This is a genomic window from Paraburkholderia sartisoli (genome assembly GCF_900107685.1).
Taxonomy (GTDB): Bacteria; Pseudomonadota; Gammaproteobacteria; order Burkholderiales; family Burkholderiaceae; genus Paraburkholderia; species Paraburkholderia sartisoli.
Window position 1 is genome coordinate 306,373 of sequence record NZ_FNRQ01000006.1, and the last position, 19,693, is coordinate 326,065.

Below are 19,693 nucleotides of genomic sequence, written 5' to 3' on the forward strand. Positions count from 1 at the left end.
ATCCTTTAGATCAGTGGTACTTCGATGTAGTCGAGGCCTATTGCACGCTCCAGTTGACCGGCGTTCTCGCGGAGATTCTCACCATCCCCTTCGAAGACGATACGTCCACGATCCATCACCAGGCACCGGTCCGCGAACTCCAGAGCGATATCGACGCGTTGCTCAATGAGCAAAATAGCCAGATGCTGATCTTCGATTACCGCGCGCATCGCATCGACCAGTTGATCGACGACTACCGGCGCAAGGCCTTCGGAAGGTTCGTCCATCAGAAGTATCCGTGGGTTGCAGACGAGCGCGCGGCCAATTGAAAGCATTTGTTGCTCCCCACCTGACAACTGCCCCGCCAGCGTTTTTATCCGTTTTTTCAGCGAAGGAAAAAGGTCGAATACCCGTTCTCGTGTCCATTCGCCAGGACGGGACGCGATATCGAAATGCTCGGATACGGTCAGATCACGGAATACCTCTCTAGCCTGGGGCACGTACGCAATCCCGTTGTGTACTCGATGATGCGAAGGTACGCCATGCAATGGAACGCTTCCCGCCATGACTTCTCCTGACCGGAGTTGGGCTCGCCCCATGAGCAGCTCCATCAGCGTGCTTTTTCCCACGCTGTTGCGCCCGAGAATGGCGATGGTTTCACCAGCCCTCAGTGAGAGCGACACCCCTTCAACCACTATGGTAGGCCCCCAACCGCCGCATAGATTACGCAACTCAAGTACTTGAAGATTTGGCGAATCGTGCATGTCCTGACCTGCCTAAATAGAGAGCTCGAACATCTTCCGAGGCCATGATGTCGTGAACGGCACCGGACACCATGATTCTTCCTGCTGCCAGAATCGTTACGCTCGTGGCGAAACGGCGGACGACATTCATATCGTGTTCGATGGTTAAAATCGCGATGTCCCTCGGCAGCTTCTCCATCGCATCGATGATGACGCCAGTTTCGCTTCCAGGAACACCCGCAGCGGGCTCGTCGAGCAGAAGAACCTTGGGATGCAAACTCAACGCGATCGCCATTTCGAGGAGCCGTTGACGCCCGTATGCGAGTTCCTCGGCAAGTTTCCACCGGTCGTCTATCAACCCCAGTTGCTCGAGCACCCCTTCTGCGGAATCAAGATAGTCGCGGTGTCCCGACACCGACCGCAGCAGTCGATAGCTCCCACCCTTGCGCTGACAGACAGCAACTAGCACGTTATCGAGAACGGTGAGGCGTGGAAACAGGTTGCTTATCTGGAACGTTCGCACCAGCCCGTGGCGCACCCTGGCCGCCGATGCGGTCCGCGTGATATCGCGACCCATTAGCATGATCTTTCCGGAATCGGATTCGACCACGCCGGACAGCAAGCCGACCAGGGTACTTTTACCCGCGCCGTTAGGTCCCAGTACCGCGTGGCGCGCGCCGGCTTCCAGTGTCAGTGATACATGATCCGTTACCAGCAGGCCGCCGTATGCCTTAGTCAGATCGTGTGTCTGCAGCAGAGGTCCCCGACCGTCGGTTAGCACGTGATCAATCGCCATATCTGTCTCCTGAGCGAAACCTGAGTAGTCCCAGCAGACCGCCGTTCGAGAACCGGACCACGATCAGGAGTACTCCCATCACGAAAAGCCAGTGATACGGATTCCATGTGGAAGCCGTATGCCTGACAATCAGGAACAACGGTACGCCGATGAAAGCGCCATACAGGTTGCCGATGCCGCCTATAGCGAGCATGACGAGAATGCTAATGGATGCCTCAGGGCTCAACCCGCCAAGACTCGCAAAGCCGGTGGTCTGACATGAGACCGCGCCAGCAATACCAGCAATGAGACCGCTGATCGTATATGCCAGTGTCAGCTGACGCAGCACGGGGGCGCCGACCAGCTTCATTCTCTGACGATTCTCGCGTATGCCTTTGAGAGAGAGACCGAATGGCGATCTGACAATACAGCTGACAAGAATGAAACAGAGTAGCAGCCACGCCGAGGCATACATATACTGCGTCTGGCCCGACAGATCCCATTTGAACAAACCGAATACCGGATCAAAACTAAAGGAAGTGAGACCGTCGTCGCCACCTGTAATGGAAGTGGCCTGATTTGCTGCTTCGTACACAATGGCGTTGACTGCGATCGTCATCATCACGAGCGGAAGACCCGTGAATCGCGTGATGAACGGCGCGCACGCCAGTGCGACCGCTGCCGAAATCGCGCCGCTAATCAGCACGCCCGTGATCGGTTCATGGTAACCTGCCTGGGCAAGCAGAGCTGCGCTGTATGCACCAACGCCGAAATAAACTGCATGCCCGAGCGTGATAATGCCGGCGTAGCCCAGAACCACATCCAGCGCCAACGCGAAAAGCGTTGAAGTCAGTATGGTCGTCGCAAACCCGCGTTGATCCGGGAACAGGAAAAATGCAAGCACTGCGAGAATCCAGAACAGAAGCGGCGCCGGGTTACGGACCGTCTGCCTACGTGCCTGCGCATGCGAAACAGCGATCATGACGCACTCCATTCTTTGAACAGTCCCATATCGCGCGAAACCAGAATCACGACCAGGATGAGATACACGACGTAGGAGCCCGCTGAAGGGGCGAGATATCGACATGCGGTGTCAACGATCCCTACGAGAAGCGACCATCGCGCAGCGCCTTTGGTGTTACCGAAGCCCGTCAACGCAACGATAACCAGCACGATTATCAAATACTTGAATGGGTAGGTAGGTTCAAGTGGAAGGATGGCAAAACCGATGCTCCCTGCCAACGCCGCCAGCGCCGCCCCGAGCATGAACGTCGAGGTGAAAAGCCTGCGGACGTCGATGCCCATTGCCTGGGTCATTGACCGATTTCCAACTGCGGCCTTGAGCTGGGAGCCCAGGTTAGTGCGTTCAAGCAACAAATAAAGCAACAGCATGATCAGCAGGCCGACCGCGACAATGAAAAGCCGATACACCGGGAAGTCGTTGCCGGGAAGATGCACGCTACCGGTCATAAAATCCGGGGTCTGAAAAGGAATAGGATCCGGGCCGAAAATGAAGTTCAGAGTGGCCATGCTGACAAACATCAGTCCGGTGGTGAGCAGTACCTGATCCAGTTCGCTCGCGCCATAAAGCGACGCCAGCAGTGTGCGTTCGATGACGGCCCCCACGATCGCTATCCCGACCATCGAAAGCAATGTCGCCAGAACGAACGGCACGGCATAGTGCGTCATGAGGAAATAGGTCGCATAGCCTCCAGCTGCCGCGAACGCACCGTGCGCCACGTTGATGACCCGCATCAGTCCCATCGTGATGACGAGGCCGACCGACATCATGAACAAAAGCATCCCGTACGACACGCCATATAGTGCAATAAACACGACTGCCGACATGTGGATTTCCCGTTGAAATTTGACTTAGTGGACCGGATTGGCGACTGCCCATGGATCGGGCACGCCTTCGCTCTCGCTGACGACGGAATTGACGAGTTTGCCGTTCTCCTTTGTGACCTGCCGCACGAACATGTTTTGGGTCATGTTCCGGTCGGTGCCGATTTTGACCGGGCCTGACGGACTAACCCATGTGTAACTGATGACGGCGGACATGGCTGCGTCCGGATTCCACATTGTCCCTTTCTGGGCGGCGATCATTCGGTAAAACAATTCCATGCCGTTATAAGCACCCACCATCGAGAAGTTCGGTACGGCCTCGGGGCCATATTTGGCGATCAGGTCGCTTTTCAGCTTTTCATTGACGTTATTCCCGACGCCCGTCGCATAGTTGCTCGCGGTATAAGTCCCGATGACCGAGTCTGGAAAGAGATGAAGATCCGGGTCGTCAGTTTCGTTGTTCCCTATCACAATGAGCTTGCCACCAAGCAAGCCACGATCACCCATTGCCTTGAGAAAACTGATGGCAGGCGTGCCCGCTGGCAGAAACATTTCGACCATGTCCGGCTTCATGTCGGCAATACGCTGCGCAAAAGCGGCGTAGTCGACGGTGTTCAGCGGGACGCGGTCAGAGCGGATAACCCGGCCACCGAGCGCCGTGAACTTCTGTTTGAATGCGTCTTCGATATCGCGTCCGGCACTGTAGTCGGACACGATAGTGTAGGCAGTCTTGGCACTGCGTTTATGACCGTATTCGGCGGCAATTACGCCCGAAGTCCACATGGTGGCCGCCACCCGGACGAAATAGGGTGATTGGCGGATCACCTGCGGAGACGACGCGCCGAATAGAACGGTCGGCGTTCGGGTTTCGGTAATGACAGACGAAACCGCCGATGCCTCGGGAGACAGGTAGAAACCGCCGAGCATCGATACCTTGTCTTTCAGGATCAGTTCCTGGGCGATCTCGCGTGCCGCCGCAGGGGACGTACCGCCAACGTCGCGATAAATGATTTGCACGTCGCGACCGTTGACTTTGCTGCCATGCTCCTGCACGTACATTTCGATGCCTTGCCGATATTGCTTGCCGGACGCCGCATAGGGACCGGAGAAGGGTCCAATCACACCGATGCGGATGACGTCGGTGGTCTCGGCACGGACAGCAAGACAGAATGCACCGATGCACACGCCAATTGCCACAATCAGCATGCGGGGTTTTATCATGGTTGTCTCCAATATTTTTGTGCGGCCTGCATTCGCTGCAGGCCCTATAGTTGGGCCTTGTGGGGTAGGGGCCGCTTTCCGCTAAGTCATCGAATACTCTTCCAGACGGACTCATCCTTGACCGTATCTACGTGGGCTCGCACGCGGTGATAGTCCATTGAATCGTGTGGGAAACCCGATGAATTGCCTTCGGTTGCCTGATGTTCGCGCACAAGGTCGAGCAGTAGCCGGCGTAGTCTCACGACAGCAAGATCGCCCGAATTGAGAAACTCCTTGCTACGGTCGGCAATGGCGCCCTGACTCTCGCAGGCAGCAAAATCTTCCGTATTCAGATGGCCAAACCCGGAAAAATGCCCGCGCATCATCATTCCGCGATCCTGGCCCCAGCGGTTTGCCGCCCCGCCCGTCCCTGGCGGAAAATCGTCCGGATTTTCAGCCGGGTTTTGCAGCGACGGGGACAATGGCCTGTGCGGGTTATAACGCACCAACCAATGGAACGTATTTTCGTCGTCGATCGGCGTAGACATAATTGTTAGCCGATCTCCTTCATTATTCTCATCAGGGCAAATGAAGCTGTACCACGGCAGCACGTATTCATTGATTCTCAGATGCTTCTTTCCGCCAGCCGCGTTGCGAATTGCCGCATAGCGGTAGCCACCCGCCGTTTCGTCGAAATCGTAGACAGGCGCCATGTCGTCGGTCGTCGCGCCGAGACGCGCCTGCTGGATCCAGGCCTGATGGAGAATCCCGACGTGGGCTGAATCCATTCCACCCTCCACATCCTGAACCCAGTTGCAGTTGACGAGTTGCTTCGATACATAAACCTGATCGTCCGGTAAGCTGTTGAATTCGAACTCCGGAAACGGTTTGGGCTGACCTTTGCCGATCCATACCCACACCACGCCCGCCGCTTCTCGTACCGAATAGTGATTAAGCGGGACTTTCTTGCAGAAGGCCGCGGCGTTTACCGGTTCGGTCGGCACCTCGACCACCTCGCCCGTCACGCTGTACTTCCATCCGTGATAAATGCAACGCAATGCGTTGTCCTCATTACGCGCGAGCAGCAAGGACGCGCCGCGATGCGGACATTTCTCGTCGAAAAATCCCAAGCGACCGTCCGTCGAACGAAACGCTACGAAATCCTCGCCCAGCAGCCGTACCTTGAGTGGCGCGCCATCAGCCACGAGTTTCTGTGAAAGCGCAACGGGAAACCAGAAGTTGTTACGAAGCATCTGGCCCATTGGTGCGCCGTTCTCGATCCGGCAAAGCAATTCGTTTTGCTCGCGTGTAAGTGACATTTCAATTCTCCGAAGTAAGGGCGTCTGCCTGAGGTAGGCGCGAGGTGTGGAAATGGCCGCAGGAAAGTGAGTACTTGCAGTAGTCCTGTTGGCCAGCATTTGCGCCAATGTTGTAATGACGAACCGTGTTTGTCAATAGCAAATCTCCCATCCGGGGCCAGGGACAACCCGTCCACTGCGAGCGATGAGGAGCTCCGTGCTATACGAACGCGCGGTGTCAAAGCGGGAAATCGACGATGGGAAATGCGCGGGCGAGCGTCACCCAGCGGGGTTGCGCAGTTTAGAAAAATGGAGACGTATCAGCGCAAAAGCCGGACGCCCCTCGGGCGCCCGACCTCTAATGAAAGGACGGAGGAAAAGCAGAACAGCGAGATACGTTGATCTAAAAGAAAGAAGCAAAACGAATCAATTTGGCGGAGTGGCCGCTCTCAAGCGATACGAAAGCCATCTTTGAACGCGGCAAGTGCTTCCTGCGCCATTGGCATTTCGCATCCAGCCTGTTCAGCCAGGTCGAGCAGTGCGCGCAAATCTTTTATCATGTTCCGCGCGGAAAGCGCAGGGAACAGACCGTTAGCGATATCGGCCGCAAAATTACGACGAATCGACGAATCGGCGCCGCTTCCCGATAGAGATTCAACGACACGAAGCGGATCGAGCCCTGACTTTTTTGCGTATCGCAATGTTTCAGCCCATGCGGCTACAGTCGAGCAGACAATCGCCTGGTTGCAGGATTTGGCTAATTGGCCGAGTCCGCACGAACCCATGTGCTCGATTCGGTTTGCAAAAGACCTGATCCATACGGAAACCTGTTCCACATTGGCTGCGTCACCACCGATCCAGACTGACAGGCGCCCGTCTTCCGCAACCTGAGCCCCTCCAGAGACCGGTGCGTCGAGATATCGGAGACCAAGCGCGCCGGCTCTTGTCTCGAACTCGCGAGCAAGGTCAGGATGAAGGGTCGAGTGATCGACGATGAAGGTACCGGGACGGGCAGACGTTGCGACCCCGTCGTCGCCGAAGAGTACGTGATCCACGGCGTGAGCATCGGGTACGCAGAGAAACACGGCTTCCACGTCACGCACCGCGGCAGCGGGAGTGGCACAAGCGCGCTGGTCGGTAACCGACTGTATCTGGGCAGGATCAATGTCCCATAGGGAAACCTCATGCCCCGCCTTGATCAACCGAAGTGCCATCGGCTTGCCGATGCGGCCAAAGCCGATCCATGCCAGTCGACTCATGTCCTTCTCCTCTAACGCAGCCGTTGCACATCGCATCCAGGAATTTCAGCGAGATGATACCTCTGGCGCCGCATGAGCTCCGCCAATTTTCGCGGAAAGACGGGAGGCCGAATCCTTGAGCGCTTGCAAATGAAGGCGTGACTTGAACATGCGCGAAGGTCCGAGTATCGAAATAGTTGCAGCGATTTGTCCACTGTAATCGAACACCGGCGCCGCCACGCTGACAAACCCCTCAAGCATGACGGGCGATGACAACGGCGTGGTCGAGTAGCCATTTTTCCGTATCTTTTTGATATCAGCGTCGAATTGAGCATCGTCATGGAGCTTCTGCTCCGCGATAAGCCCGGCCATGTCCGGCTCGTCGCGCCATGTAAGAAACGCATAGCCAACCGCGGTACGTAACGGGAATACGTAACCGATGCGAACAGCGAGCGCGCCTTGATACGTACCGTCCGCCTTCACGGCAATGACAGGCCCCCGATTTCCCCAGACGCAGACAAAGCAAGCGAAATCTGTCGCGGAGCTAAGCGCCGCAACTTCGGGGGGCGCTACGGCGACGACGTCCACTTGACGGATAGCCGACAGCCCCAACTGAAATGCGAACGTGCCAAGGCCGTACAAACCGGTCGCGGGATCCTGAGCAACCAGGCCTTCGCGCGCAAAACTGACGAGATACGTATAAGCCTTGCTGGCCGGCATACCCGCTCTGGCGGCGAGCGTGCTCAGTTGAAGTGGACCATCGGCCGCTTCGAGCACCTTGATCAGAAGAAATCCGACTTCGATCGATTGAATTCGACGTTCCCTACGCCCTTCAACCATTAATCACCTCTTTGCTCCATGACGGTTGCAACTCGCCTGCCCCCGCAGTCCCATTTGCCGGGTTTTCGATAGGCAGACGTAGACCAACTCGCCGTTGTTAACGTTAAATGAACCGGCTCAATGCTGACATGCAGCCGGGTCGCCAGTGTAGCGCGATATGAACGCAGGAAGTTTGCTCCTAGTTGTATGACCGGTGGCGAGCCGCAAACCACCTGCCTGCAGGCGGCATCCTTCCACTGCGAGTGCTTCACTTCGCACCCGCCCGAACCGCCAAGCGAGACCTACCGCCGGTGCGAATTTGCTCATTGACGAATGTCATTTGCCATTGTAGCATTCCTCCATGGTCGATACATGGACCGCGCCGGCCGAATCGAACTCGACGACAGTGCTGGTCGCCAATAGATTGCCGACGCGTAAAACATTTCCACTGTGGCCGATCTCACGGGCGTGGAGTTGGTACCAAGTATTAAATTCGTATAACTAATAATTAGTTTACCGATATGTCTGACGCGAGACGCACGGGAAAACTTATAAATTCGGAAGGAGACAATTGTGACAATGCGCCGTACCCGGTCGTTGGAAATTCATGGCGTTACTCACGGCGGCGCACCGATCCCAATGGGTGCGCGCGTCGGCAACGTGCTGTATTCATCGGGTATTCCCGGCAAGGATCCCGCCACCGATTCGCTGCCTGACGATATCGCCTCGCAGGCCCGTTTCGCATTCGAAAACATGCAAGCACTGTTGACAGCCGGCGGCTCGACGCTCGACCACCTGGTCCGCATGACCGTCTATATCAAGGACAACAGCGTGCGTGCTGCCGTCAACGACGTGTGGCTGCGCTGTTTCCCCGACCCGCACGACCGCCCCGCGCGGCACACGCTCGTCTACGACCTGCCCGGCGGCATGCTGGTGCAGCTTGAAGTGGTCGCCATTATTCCGTGAGGAGAACCCCGCAATGCCAAAGATTATCGATTCGCACGCACATGTCGTTGTACCGCAGGAAAGCTATCGCTACATGGCCGAGCTCGTCGGCAACCGCGGCAATCCGAGCAGCGCCCCCAATCTGTCCGACAAGGCCGTGCGCGACGCGGGCCAGTCGATCATCGACATCATGGATGAGGTCGGCACCGATATCCAGTTCCTGTCACCGCGTCCCTATATGCAGATGCATTCGGTCAAACCCTCCAAAGTGACCGCGCTGTGGACGCAACACATGAACGACCTGGTTTTCCGTACTGTGCAAATGTTTCCGAAACGTTTTCGAGCGGTCGCAGGCCTTCCGCAGTTCCGCGACACCTCGCCGGTGAACTGTCTCGACGAACTTGAATTCCGTGTGAAGGAGCAGGGTTTCATTGGTTGCCTGCTGAATCCGGATCCGACCGAAGGCGAAGGTCCATCGATGCCGGGGCTGGGAGAGGATTTCTGGTATCCGTTGTACGACAAACTCTGCGAACTGGATATTCCAGCACTCATACATTCGGCCGGCAGTTGCCAGTCGCGAGAAAGCTACACGATGAAGTTCATCAACGAGGAAAGCAACGCGATCGTGTCGCTTGTCAATTCTGATGTATTCGAACGCTTCCCGAACCTGAAGCTGATCGTGCCGCACGGCGGTGGTGCAATTCCCTATCACATGGGACGTTTCCGCGCGTGGTCCGTACGCAAGGGCGGCGAGTATTTCGACGATCGCCTGAAGCGCCTGTGGTTTGATACCTGCACGTATGACAAGCATGCGCTCGAACTACTATTTAAGAACATAGGCCCTGATCGCGTGCTGTTCGCGACGGAAAACCCCGGCACCGGCAGCACGCCCGATCCGAAAACGGGCCGTGCATTCGATGACCTGAAGCCAGTAATCGAGAGCATCGAGTTCCTGACCGAGCAAGACCGCGAGAACGTGTTCGAATGCAATTGCGCGCGTCTCTATACGCACTTCAAGAACTATAAGTAAGGATGCTGCGATGAATGCCCAACAGTCAGCGCCAGCGCTCGGAGTACGCACGTCTAGCGACACTGCACTCTCCGCGCTCGTCGCACGGCTTGCGAAGCTGGACACCTGTGTCGTGTCGGATGCGCTCGACCGGCTTGGACTGCGCGGTGTCGCATTCGGCTTGCGCCGTCTCGCAGGCACACGTCGTTTCGCAGGTCGCGCGATCACCGTGACACTCGGGCCTGCGGAAGGCAGCACGTCGCCCCGTCATTTGTGTACGGCCGCGGTCGATATGGGCGGCGTGGGCGATGTGATCGTAATCGAGCATCATGCGCACCAGGAAGCCGCCGGTTGGGGCGGGATTCTGTCCTACGCGGCGAATCGCAATGGCATCGAGGGCGTGATCGTCGATGGCATGTGCCGCGATATCGACGAAGCGGCCGAACTCGATTTTCAGGTGATCGGCACGGGCGCGGTGCCTGCCACCGCACGGGCGCGGGTCATGGAGATCGCGTGTCAGGACCCGATCGTCGTGCGCGGCATTCGCGTGTATCCCGGTGATTTTGTGCTCGCGGATCGAAGCGGGGTGGTGTTTCTGAAGGCCGATCACGCAGCGGAAATACTCGAGCTGGCCGAATCGCTCGCGGCTCGTGAGCGTCAGATGATCGAACGCCTGAAAAACGGCGAACCGGTCAGCATGGTGATGGGGCAGCAATATGAAAACATGTTGAGCGACAACGCATCGAGGAACAAAGGATGACCAATTCAGCCATTTCCCAGTTGAGCTGCATGGATACGACAACGATCTCCGACGCACTCGACAAGCTGGGCATCGCAGGCCAATGCCTTGGTATCGGGCCGCTTGATCCGGCATGCCGTCTTGCCGGTCCCGCTTTTACCGTGCGTTATATGCCGTGCGGCGTGCACGGTGGCACCGTCGGCGACTACATCGACGATCTGCCTGAAGGCACCGTAATCGTGCTCGACAACCAGCAGCGGCTCGATGCTACCGTGTGGGGCGACATTCTGACGACCGTCGCAAGCCGCAAGCGGCTTGGCGGCACCGTGATCGACGGTGTTTGCCGCGACGCACCTCGTGCGATCGACGTGAAGTATCCGGTCTTCTCACGCGGCAGCTACATGCGCACGGGGAAGGACCGTGTGGCGGTAGACGCCGTGCAATGCAGCGTGTCGATCGGTGGTGTGCGCATCGATCCAGGCGACCTGCTGGTCGGGGATCGGGATGGTGTGGTGGCGATACCGAAAGCGCGTATCGAACAGGTCGCAGAAGTCGCGCAATATATCGACGAAGCGGAAAACCACATACGCGATGCGGTGGAGCGGGGCGAACGGCTCGATGAAGTGCGCAAGCGCCAGCGCTATCACTCGCTGCAAACGCGGGAGACATCATGAACGAAGCGTTCAGTGTGGCGCTGCTCGACGCAGCGCGCCGGCTCGGCTCAGCGACGCTGCACGAAGCGGGCGGGAAGGTCGGCGCCTTGCCATCGTCGATCAAACCGCTTGATCCGCATTGGCGCATCGCTGCGCCGGCGTTCACTGTCGCAGGCCCTGCGCTCGATAATCTGTGGTTACATCGAGCCATCTATGCGGCACCAGAACGCGCGGTACTCGTGCACGAATGCGGCGGCTATGCGGAAAGCGGCTACTGGGGCGGTGTGATGGCGAACGCGGCGATCGCGCGCGGCCTTGCCGGGCTTGTCACCGAAGGCGGCGCACGCGACGTCGAAGAGTTGCGCACACTGGATTTTGTGGTTTGCTCGGCAAATATCTGCATCCGCGGCACAGGCAAGCGCAGTGATGGCGCGGGAACGTTAGGGCGCTCGGTGCGAATCGGAGAGGTAATCGTGTACACCGGCGATCTGGTGGTCGCCGATGCCGACGGCGTGGTCGTGCTGCCTGTTGCCGACGCGGCCCATATCGTCGCGAAGGGTATCGAGCGAGAAGCGAAGGAAAAGGACATCATCGCAAGAATCAAGCGTGGCGAACGCTCGCTCGATATCTACGGCCTGCCGGAAAATCCGCAATAGGAGGCCGCAATGGCTAACATCGTACTTGGAATCGGCACTTCGCATACGCCGCTTTTTACACTGGACAGTGCCGACTGGCGCTATCGCGCACAGGCCGATTTTGAGAATCAAGCCTTGAACCTTTCGGACGGACGTTTTGTCACCTATCCGCAGTTGCTGGAAGAGGTTGGGCCGCAATACGCGAATGTCGCACAACCAGAAGAACTGCAACGGGTGGCATTGGGCTGCGATAGCGCACTCGATCATCTGGGCGACGCGCTCGAGGCGGTCGCGCCCGATATCGCCGTAATAATTGGCGATGATCAGGGTGAGTTGTTCGGTTCCGACAATCAGCCTGCATTCGCGATCTACTATGCGGACAAGCTCTTAACCAGCGACGCGTATGGACACGATGACAGCCCCGAATGGGTCCGCACGATGGGGCGCGGCTATCTGATGGACGACAATCACGCAATTCCGGGCGATGCGGGATTCGGTCTGCGAATCATCGAGGGGCTAATCGACCGCGACGTCGACGTAGCAGCGGTCGCGCGGATCGGGGATCGTCCGCGCTGTGGGTTGGGTCACGCATTCGGCTTCGTTGTCAAACGGCTGTTTCGCAATCGGCCGATACCGGTGGTGCCGGTTCTGCTTAACACTTACTTTCCACCTAATGTTGCGAGCGCGTCGCGATGCTATGACATCGGTGTCAAGCTGCGCGAAGTCATCGAAGGAATCGACAACGCTGCACGCGTCGCAATCATCGCATCGGGCGGATTGAGCCATTTCGTTGTCGACGAAGCACTGGATCGCGGTGTGCTCGCCGCGCTTACGCATCGGGACGAACGGCATTTGCGCGCGTTGCCGCGTGGTGCTCTCAACGCCGGATCATCGGAAATACTCAACTGGGTGTTGGCGGCGGGTACGTTACGCCCGTTGCGGGTCGTCTGGCAAGAGTATCTCCCGATATATCGCACGCCGGCTGGTACTGGACTTGGCGCAGCTTTCGTTATATGGAAACCGGAAGATGGCGGGAACAACGTCCATCCGCATGGTACGTAATGTATGCCGCCCGTCTTCCGTCACGGCGTATCGGTATGCACTATAAGCGCACCGCAGCTTCCGGTCGACGATTCCTCGGGCGCTCAATATAGCTCCACGGCGCTCTGCGCATGGACGTGCCGGGATAAGGCCAAAGCCTGCTTGACCCGACCCGGACGAACGCGGCAGCAAAGCTCCGGCGCATCCATTTGAGGAAAGCAGGGGGGCGAAAGAATCCTGTCACGAACCCTCGCCGCAAATACGCCGTGTGCCACGAATCCGACGAACGTCGTCGCCAAGAACATGAGCAACAATTCCAGCATGCGGAGCGCAGGCTGGTTTTCGCCGCGATCGATGAATTGCGGCAGGAAGACGAAGAAGATCAGGAGTTTGGGGTTGAGAACATTCACGAGGATCGTATGTAAGATCACATCCCGGTCTGTGCGGGTGGGGCTGTCGGACGTCATCTTTCAACGGTCCTTTTTCCTTGAGCGCTTTCCATGCAATGGATGGCAGATAGACGACGTCCGCATATTCGATGAGAACGCGATAGCGCTCGCATACAGGAGCGCGGCCAGACCGGTGATCTTGCAGCAGTATGCCGAACGTGCAGCCCAATGCTGCGACGATTGCTACACGCGCCCACGCGACAAACTAGCGCGGACTGTGAGTAGTGCGCCGGTTTTGGGCAAAGCCACGACGATCAGTGTCGGAGTCGCTGATTTTTTTGAGTCGCCGTCACGGCTTCAAGGTAAGCCGCCTCCCGTTCGTTCCCTTGCTAGACCAGCGTTTTCCCTGGCTCAGGCGATTTACGTATTTCTGAAGATCCTCCCCCCAAGCGTAACCGCTACTTTGGCCTAAATCGCGCACTAGCTTTACGACTTTTACGCGTACGCAATTTTCCAGCAAGGGGATGAGAACATCGATGCGCAGGTTACGCAACGTGTCCGTCAGCTGTACCGCTTCGTCCAGCGATTGTCCTTTTCTGCCCCTTTTCCCTATATCGCTCGTAAGTTCCAGCAGCGCAAGTTCTGGGACTGAAACCAACACGTGCTCATTCTTGAATGGCAACGGTCGAAACCATTGAGTCACCGGATATTTATCGTTGAACAACTGCGTTGTCTGAAATGTGTAGGGCATTTGCCGCTCAATCCAGGCGGGAAAGCGGTAGGCTTTCGATCCCCACAGCGTGATTTTGGGTCTGAAGGCAACATTGTGCCGTGCTCCCTGCCAGTCAAGTGCCGTTTTGCCTCCAACGTGGAGTCCGGGAATCCGCCTGCTCAGATAGGTGATGATTCCTTCTACAGATGCAACGTCCCCAGTGACTAGATAAGCTCCTTTCGACAAACGTTGGAGCCACCCCGCGCTAACAAGGTAGGTGGTTTGGGCCGGGCTTATGTCAAAGCTCCGCAACATCGCTGGATCAAGTGGTTGTCCGCGCGGTGCGTTTTTTATCAGGCGCTGGATTTTTCGATCACTCAAGGTTGCCTCGCCGCGTAGTTTAAATGATAAAGATCTGCATTTAAGAAAAGTTAAAGCAATTAAATTACGACGAAACTGCGATCGCAGTCAATGCCGGGGCAACTGTCCGGTGCGAACGAATTCTTTGGCCGGGCTGGCGTTGCACAGTTACGTGTCTTAGATGGCTGATTCGGATGCGACACAAGTTTGGCCGGTCTGGCGGTGGTTATGCGATTGGGCTGGGTATTGCAATATGGTGGTGAAGATCGAATACGGAAAGAAAAGTGTACTGGGCGCAAGCGGGCGCGAAGCCGATTGCATCTGCCCGCTGGTCCGTTGTCAACTGAGGTGGTGAAAGCGTTGGCACGAATGGCTCAGTCTCGCAATCGCCCGACACGCCAAGGTTCGACCGACTATCTCTTTTAGAACAAACGAAAGCGCGCGTTGCTCGAGGAGCCCCGACCGTTATGCAAGCAATTTTTTGAATTCGGAGGCTCTTGCAAAAGCAGACACTTAGCGAGGGCTGTCTCGACCGAATATATTTTTTTCGATCAGCGGTGATCCGAGAGAATAAAGTCCGTCATGAAAGAATAGAGTCCGTCATGGATTTTTCACCATGTGGACTCCGCGTGAGTTTGCCTCGTGGATTTCCTAATCGGAAAATGGAGTTGGAAGGCAGACGGTATTGGCGGGCGTGGAGATTCCGCGGAATGTAGCGAAGTCTGTGACGGTGGAATCGGAGTGTGCGGATCGGTGCGCCGTTGCTCAACAGAAATAGAAGCGTTTACAGATAAACGCTTCTAGGCGTTCCAGCCAAGCTTTTCGTCGATGCAGCCTTGTTTTAGAAGCGTAAACGCTTCTAATTGCAAGGTCGAAAATAGGCAGATTTGGCGGCGAAATTTCGCGAAAAGTCACCCGGAATGACGAACAAGTGGAGAGCACCGTCGGGTTTGACAGTGGCTCTCCGCTGCATTCGCGTCTTTGTCAGCAAAGAGGTAACCGGAACTAATGGTCATGCGCCATGGACGCGTTCTCAAGTGCCCGTCGGACACGGTGAGGCTCTAACAAGAGCCACGCTACCGCCCCGGTCGGATACTCATCCGGCCACTCCTTTGCCAGCAATTCAACCATCGTCCCCATCTCCCCGACGGCATCTGCCCGCGCCCTCGCCCTCGCCCTCGCCCTCGCCCTCGCCCTCGCCTCCAGCCCCTTCGTCACCCGTCCTTCACCGACATTGCCTCCATCCGCCCGCAACCCTTCCTGCGAACATCCCGTCGCGGTAACTCTCCTCATTGTTTCCAAGAGCCGTCGCGTACAAGCGACTCGGTCCAATGCGCGTTGCAGCCGGACGAAGCTGGCATCAGAAATCTCCAGGTCTCCTGACGCCACCTCGATGTCGGTCATCGCGTCAGTTAGAAAGCACTCGAGAAGGTCGGCACGTTGGTTCGCGATTTGAGTGAGCACAAGCTTGCGGCCGAATTCATTGCTGGCATTGTTGGATGTTTCCATCGCTAATACAGCGATGTCGTTTATTTCTCTTCCAGCCAGCGTAAGTCTTGGCGGCTGATGATAGTCAAGGGAAAAAGCCGCGGCGCCCTACACCTTGCATTTTTGTGAACTCCAATGGGAGCAAGACCGACTTGAGTTCGGCCAACGGTTCTTCGTTTTCGAGGACGACCACTTGGCCGGGACCGGTCCAGTCTGCGAGCCAAGTGTAGAACCGCATGTTAACAGTGGTCATAGGCACATCGGGGTCGTCATGCTGCTTTCTGTCCGCGAAGGGTTTTAAGGGAGAGTCGATGACCACAAAGCCGGGATGCGGATGCCCAACCTTCTCGGCATACTGCAGCAGCGCGACGTAATAGGCGGCTAGGAAGAGCGCCCGTACTCCTTGTCCAAACGACGCACGTCTCCTGCCGTCAACTTTTATGTCGAAAGTTGCGGCATCGAACGTAACCTGCCTAATCGACTCGAAGCCCCAAGAATGAACGAGTTGTAGCACGAGGTCTGATAGCACTAAACCGTCTTGCGTCAACTGTCGCTCAATGCGCGAGTTCCTTCCAATGCTGACGGCCTCCAGTTTTGCAGCCTCCACCGTCAGACGAGCAATTTCCTCGAAAGCCCGTGCTTGCGTATAGAGTTCAGTCCGTCGTCTGGCGAGTTCGGTTGCCGACACCTTAAATTCGTCAATGCCAGAGTCAATCATGCGCCGCTCGCGAGCGCTCTGTGATTGCAAGGCCGCCTGTAGTTGTTCGCGCTTCACCACAAGAGAATGGAGTTGCTCGGTCTCGTAGCTCAATGCCGCGGCGAGCCCGGTTCGCTGCTTGTCGATTTTGGCAGCTTCGGCCGCGATGGCACGTCGTTGCTTGTCCGCAACGTCAGGGGAAGCCAACGACGCCTTCGTCTGATTCGGTAGTGTTGTGCCGCAAAGTGGGCACGGCACGTCGTCAAGCAGGAAATAAACGGCGGAACCTTCGTCGAGTGATACCAGCCGTTCAAAGTCGCTATCGTATTTCTGCTGCAGCAGCTTGAAACGGTTAACGAGGCCAGCGCTCTGTGCCAGACCTGTCTCGCAGCGACGCAGTTCTGCGCTCGTTTGCGCCAGCTCGCTACGTACGGCTTCGAGAGCTTGAGCCCGAGACTTTTGCTGCTGGGACAAGGCTTGCAGTGTCTCGTCGACACGCGCCAACGCTTCCTCAACGTCCTTTTTCGGAGTATCTGGCGGCAAATCTGCGCGCAGCGATTCAATCATTCCACGCATCGCGTCTGCTCCGCCACCTGCTGCGCGTCGGGCGTCGGTACTAATTCCAGTCTCAATAGCTGTGTCGTCGACCCCACTAAGCATCAGCGCGAGGGCAGCGCTTCTCTCCACACGAGCATTGGAATCTCCAAGAACGCTTTCCTTGGCGACGATAGACGTCTGCGACAGCATTGACCAATGTCGCAATGGCCCCGCGGAAATCGCACCTTTCTTTCCGGCCTTTTTGAAGACAACGTTCTCGCTGACGCCAATCAGGCGTTTCAAAAGCTCATTGCAATCAATCTTGAGCTTTCGAGCGGTTGCGGTACCCTCGATGTGCGCCCGGTAAACTGCTTCCGCGCCTCCCTGTATGCCGCGTACGATAGTGAATATGTCGCCATCCTGTGGCTTCGGCGGCAAGTCCCCCAAGTCCAAGGCAGCTTGATGTTCCGTCTCATCTAGGAAGTTTTCAGAGTCGCGTCCAGTCTGAATCTCCAGATAAACGGATTGGTACCCTTTCGCCTCTGGAATCTCCTCCGGCGCGGTGTCGCCGCCGAGGCAATAGGCAATGCACTGGAAAACGTAGGACTTGCCGGTCTCGCTAGGTCCATAGACTGTTGTGGTTGGCCGCGACAGGTCGAAGGTAGCTGATTCTTTCCCGGGTCCGGTAACCACTAGCCGTAGTAGTTTGAAAGCCATGGTCAGTTCAGCAGGTCGCCAATTTCTGCGCCCCAACGCCGACCCTCGGCGTCGAACCGTTGGGCCAAGGAGTCCGGCGACACGTCGCCGAACGCGCCGGCTACCCAACTGGCGCGCAGCTCGAGTTCGCGTGCATACGGGGAGGTGAACGCGTTGACGAGCTGTCGACAGCGCGGGCCTGCCAGATAGACGATTCCGTCGTCGCAGAAATCTGCAGTCACAACGCCCTTCGCGCTCATTAGATAAAGTCCCTCTTCAATGCGGTCTCTCCGGGTGTAGACCTCGCTGCTCCGCTGCGGCACAGGGGTGTGGAGACTGGGAGGCCCCTTCAGGTCGGCAGAATAGACGAGCGCGTAGTCCAGGAGGACGAGCTTCTGGATGTCGGCAACGCGAGGCCGTAGAGCGTGCAGGATAAATGCCATCCTGATACCGAGTTCAAACGCTGAGTTGAATGGGGAAGAGTTCATTTTTATTTCACCCATTTAAGCTTTCCGGCGTTTGCCAGGTGATGGCATGCACCTGGCATATCGGGGGACCGCAGACTCTCGCTGAGTGGACTGTCAGCCATTTTCAACTGGTAAGAACGCTCTGTTGTGGCACAAAGTCGCTCAAGCCCGGTTTTATGGGTGGGCAGGCTTACGGTGCTCCTCACCGTCTTCAACATTGTCCCGAGGAATGCATCGAATTCGCCCGGGAAGATATCTCGGCTGAATCGCTTCAAACCTTCAGCACTGTAAAACTCCGACCGGCACGCCGAAAAGTGCTCTTCATAGTCACTACCGGTCAGTCCGTCACAGTCAACCGAATGCGCGGCATGCTCGCTGTACACGGCGAGAAGAGCTTGGACGTACTTCTGTTCATGCTTTCGCGGCGACGGCGGGACAGCTGGGTCATTGAGACGCTTCGGCTTGATTCCGAATCGCTTGAAATGCGCAGACTGGTTCTTCGAGTGCATCTCAACCAAGGTTCGCGCGGACATTTCCTTGAAGCGTGAAAAATCGAAGGACTCAACTACGGCCTTGATTGCGGGCGTCAGGTTCCTTTTCAATCCGCGATTGCCGTCAACCCACGCCTGCAAGAAAACGGCTTTGAAGTCCTCGGGCTCGGAAACCAGCAGGTCATGAAGGTCAACACCACAGTCATGCGGGGCGCATATAAAGTACGCGCGTGGTTCGGGATAGCTCTTGCGGACAAGATGGCTGAAGAAACTGGCTATCTCGGGAAAGAAATCCGACGGCGCCACCGGGCCCTTGAAGTACTTGCACTGATAAAGGTCCCAACCGTGCTGTCTTCGCGGAAGAGTGACGATTGCCTCCACATCTCGACCTTTGTCGCCAGGCATCCCGAGTCGCTTCACGATTTGGTATGTGGTGCCCTGCAGCGGGAGGCAACATTCCTCAACGAAAATCTCCCACGATGCAGAATCCATCAATCTCAGTTGCGCCACGGGAGCATGGGCTCCGGCTTGAATCACATAGCCTGCCGCGCTTGTGTCGGTCGAAGCTCGCCGCCGTTTAAGAACTGTGTTGCCAACTTCAGATTTGTTCTCCGCCACGGCAGTCTGCCCCCGAGTAGGTTCGGTAGTCGTTTTGTAAGGTCTATTATTCGATGCTGAATGATGCCTTTAATGCAGATAATAGTGCAACGAGAAGAAACTGGGATTTCTGCTGTAAGCTGACCGTGAGTCCTTGTTGGGCGAATTTCTGGAGCGCAATGAATTGACAACGCTACCTGAAGCAATGAATCACACTCTATTCGTCAATCTCCCCGTTGCCTCTGACCACCACACGAGGTGTGCATGAGCCTGAATTTTCACTCTTATGTAATAGCGGAACCGCAAATCGTCGGACTGTTCGGAGAGAGAGGTCTCGGTA

The 19,693-nt window shown here is 56.7% G+C and carries 19 protein-coding genes; 6 read left to right on the forward strand and 13 right to left on the reverse strand.

The window, feature by feature from the left end; all coding sequences use genetic code 11:
* Positions 1 to 5: 5 nt before the first annotated feature.
* The 8 genes from BLV45_RS19270 to BLV45_RS19305 all read right to left on the reverse strand — a co-directional run bounded on the left by BLV45_RS19270 (position 6) and on the right by BLV45_RS19305 (position 7,918).
* Positions 6 to 743, reverse strand: a complete 738-nt coding sequence (locus BLV45_RS19270; RefSeq protein ID WP_090535561.1) for an ABC transporter ATP-binding protein — start codon at positions 741 to 743, stop codon at positions 6 to 8.
* Complete coding sequence (locus BLV45_RS19275) at positions 712 to 1,518, reverse strand: ABC transporter ATP-binding protein (protein ID WP_090535562.1); 807 nt, start codon at positions 1,516 to 1,518, stop codon at positions 712 to 714. Before BLV45_RS19275 ends, BLV45_RS19270 begins: the two co-directional genes overlap by 32 nt.
* The gene (locus tag BLV45_RS19280) at positions 1,508 to 2,479 is read right to left on the reverse strand and encodes a branched-chain amino acid ABC transporter permease (protein WP_176954209.1); all 972 of its coding nucleotides are present in this window, start codon (positions 2,477 to 2,479) and stop codon (positions 1,508 to 1,510) included. The genes BLV45_RS19275 and BLV45_RS19280 overlap by 11 nt, the downstream gene beginning before the upstream one ends.
* Positions 2,476 to 3,345, reverse strand: coding sequence for a branched-chain amino acid ABC transporter permease (locus tag BLV45_RS19285; protein WP_090535564.1), 870 nt, complete (start codon positions 3,343 to 3,345; stop codon positions 2,476 to 2,478). The genes BLV45_RS19280 and BLV45_RS19285 overlap by 4 nt, the downstream gene beginning before the upstream one ends.
* A gap of 24 nt (positions 3,346 to 3,369) precedes the next feature.
* Positions 3,370 to 4,563 carry an ABC transporter substrate-binding protein gene (locus BLV45_RS19290; protein ID WP_090535565.1) on the reverse strand — a complete coding sequence of 398 codons (1,194 nt, stop codon included), beginning with the start codon at positions 4,561 to 4,563 and terminating at the stop codon, positions 3,370 to 3,372.
* 86 nt (positions 4,564 to 4,649) lie between these two features.
* Positions 4,650 to 5,861 (reverse strand): Rieske 2Fe-2S domain-containing protein, encoded by a 1,212-nt coding sequence (locus BLV45_RS19295; protein ID WP_176954210.1) that lies wholly within the window; start codon positions 5,859 to 5,861, stop codon positions 4,650 to 4,652.
* Positions 5,862 to 6,289: 428 nt separating this feature from the next.
* Positions 6,290 to 7,099, reverse strand: coding sequence for an NAD(P)-dependent oxidoreductase (locus BLV45_RS19300; RefSeq protein WP_176954211.1), 810 nt, complete (start codon positions 7,097 to 7,099; stop codon positions 6,290 to 6,292).
* A gap of 45 nt (positions 7,100 to 7,144) precedes the next feature.
* Positions 7,145 to 7,918, reverse strand: a complete 774-nt coding sequence (locus BLV45_RS19305) for an IclR family transcriptional regulator (RefSeq protein ID WP_090535568.1) — start codon at positions 7,916 to 7,918, stop codon at positions 7,145 to 7,147.
* 618 nt (positions 7,919 to 8,536) lie between these two features.
* Here BLV45_RS19305 and BLV45_RS19310 point away from each other — a divergent pair.
* From BLV45_RS19310 to BLV45_RS19335, 6 genes are read left to right on the forward strand one after another with little or no spacing between them, the layout of a single operon-like run.
* On the forward strand, positions 8,537 to 8,863 hold the full coding sequence (locus BLV45_RS19310) for a RidA family protein (RefSeq protein ID WP_245753389.1): 327 nt from the start codon (positions 8,537 to 8,539) through the stop codon (positions 8,861 to 8,863).
* Between the two features lie 13 nt (positions 8,864 to 8,876).
* The gene (locus BLV45_RS19315) at positions 8,877 to 9,872 is read left to right on the forward strand and encodes an amidohydrolase family protein (RefSeq protein ID WP_090535570.1); all 996 of its coding nucleotides are present in this window, start codon (positions 8,877 to 8,879) and stop codon (positions 9,870 to 9,872) included.
* A 10-nt stretch (positions 9,873 to 9,882) separates the two neighbouring features.
* A complete protein-coding gene (locus tag BLV45_RS19320; protein WP_090535571.1) occupies positions 9,883 to 10,611 on the forward strand; it encodes an RraA family protein in 729 nt (242 codons plus the stop codon).
* Positions 10,608 to 11,264: an RraA family protein gene (locus tag BLV45_RS19325; RefSeq protein ID WP_090535572.1), complete on the forward strand. Its 657-nt coding sequence runs from the start codon at positions 10,608 to 10,610 to the stop codon at positions 11,262 to 11,264. The genes BLV45_RS19320 and BLV45_RS19325 overlap by 4 nt, the downstream gene beginning before the upstream one ends.
* Positions 11,261 to 11,899, forward strand: a complete 639-nt coding sequence (locus BLV45_RS19330) for an RraA family protein (RefSeq protein WP_090535573.1) — start codon at positions 11,261 to 11,263, stop codon at positions 11,897 to 11,899. Before BLV45_RS19325 ends, BLV45_RS19330 begins: the two co-directional genes overlap by 4 nt.
* Before the next feature lie 9 nt (positions 11,900 to 11,908).
* Positions 11,909 to 12,940, forward strand: a complete 1,032-nt coding sequence (locus BLV45_RS19335) for a DODA-type extradiol aromatic ring-opening family dioxygenase (RefSeq protein ID WP_090535574.1) — start codon at positions 11,909 to 11,911, stop codon at positions 12,938 to 12,940.
* Between the two features lie 83 nt (positions 12,941 to 13,023).
* On the opposite strand, the gene BLV45_RS27965 is transcribed toward BLV45_RS19335, so the two are convergent.
* From BLV45_RS27965 to BLV45_RS19365, 5 genes are all read right to left on the reverse strand, one after another.
* Positions 13,024 to 13,386: a LysE family translocator gene (locus BLV45_RS27965; RefSeq protein ID WP_245753394.1), complete on the reverse strand. Its 363-nt coding sequence runs from the start codon at positions 13,384 to 13,386 to the stop codon at positions 13,024 to 13,026.
* 271 nt (positions 13,387 to 13,657) lie between these two features.
* On the reverse strand, positions 13,658 to 14,401 hold the full coding sequence (locus BLV45_RS19345) for a type IV toxin-antitoxin system AbiEi family antitoxin domain-containing protein (RefSeq protein ID WP_090535575.1): 744 nt from the start codon (positions 14,399 to 14,401) through the stop codon (positions 13,658 to 13,660).
* 1,552 nt (positions 14,402 to 15,953) lie between these two features.
* Positions 15,954 to 17,819, reverse strand: a complete 1,866-nt coding sequence (locus tag BLV45_RS19355) for an AAA family ATPase (RefSeq protein ID WP_090535577.1) — start codon at positions 17,817 to 17,819, stop codon at positions 15,954 to 15,956.
* Positions 17,820 to 17,821: 2 nt separating this feature from the next.
* On the reverse strand, positions 17,822 to 18,301 hold the full coding sequence (locus BLV45_RS19360) for an ABC-three component system middle component 2 (protein WP_090535578.1): 480 nt from the start codon (positions 18,299 to 18,301) through the stop codon (positions 17,822 to 17,824).
* Complete coding sequence (locus tag BLV45_RS19365) at positions 18,289 to 19,374, reverse strand: ABC-three component system protein (RefSeq protein ID WP_143130454.1); 1,086 nt, start codon at positions 19,372 to 19,374, stop codon at positions 18,289 to 18,291. Before BLV45_RS19365 ends, BLV45_RS19360 begins: the two co-directional genes overlap by 13 nt.
* Between the last annotated feature and the right edge of the window lie 319 nt (positions 19,375 to 19,693).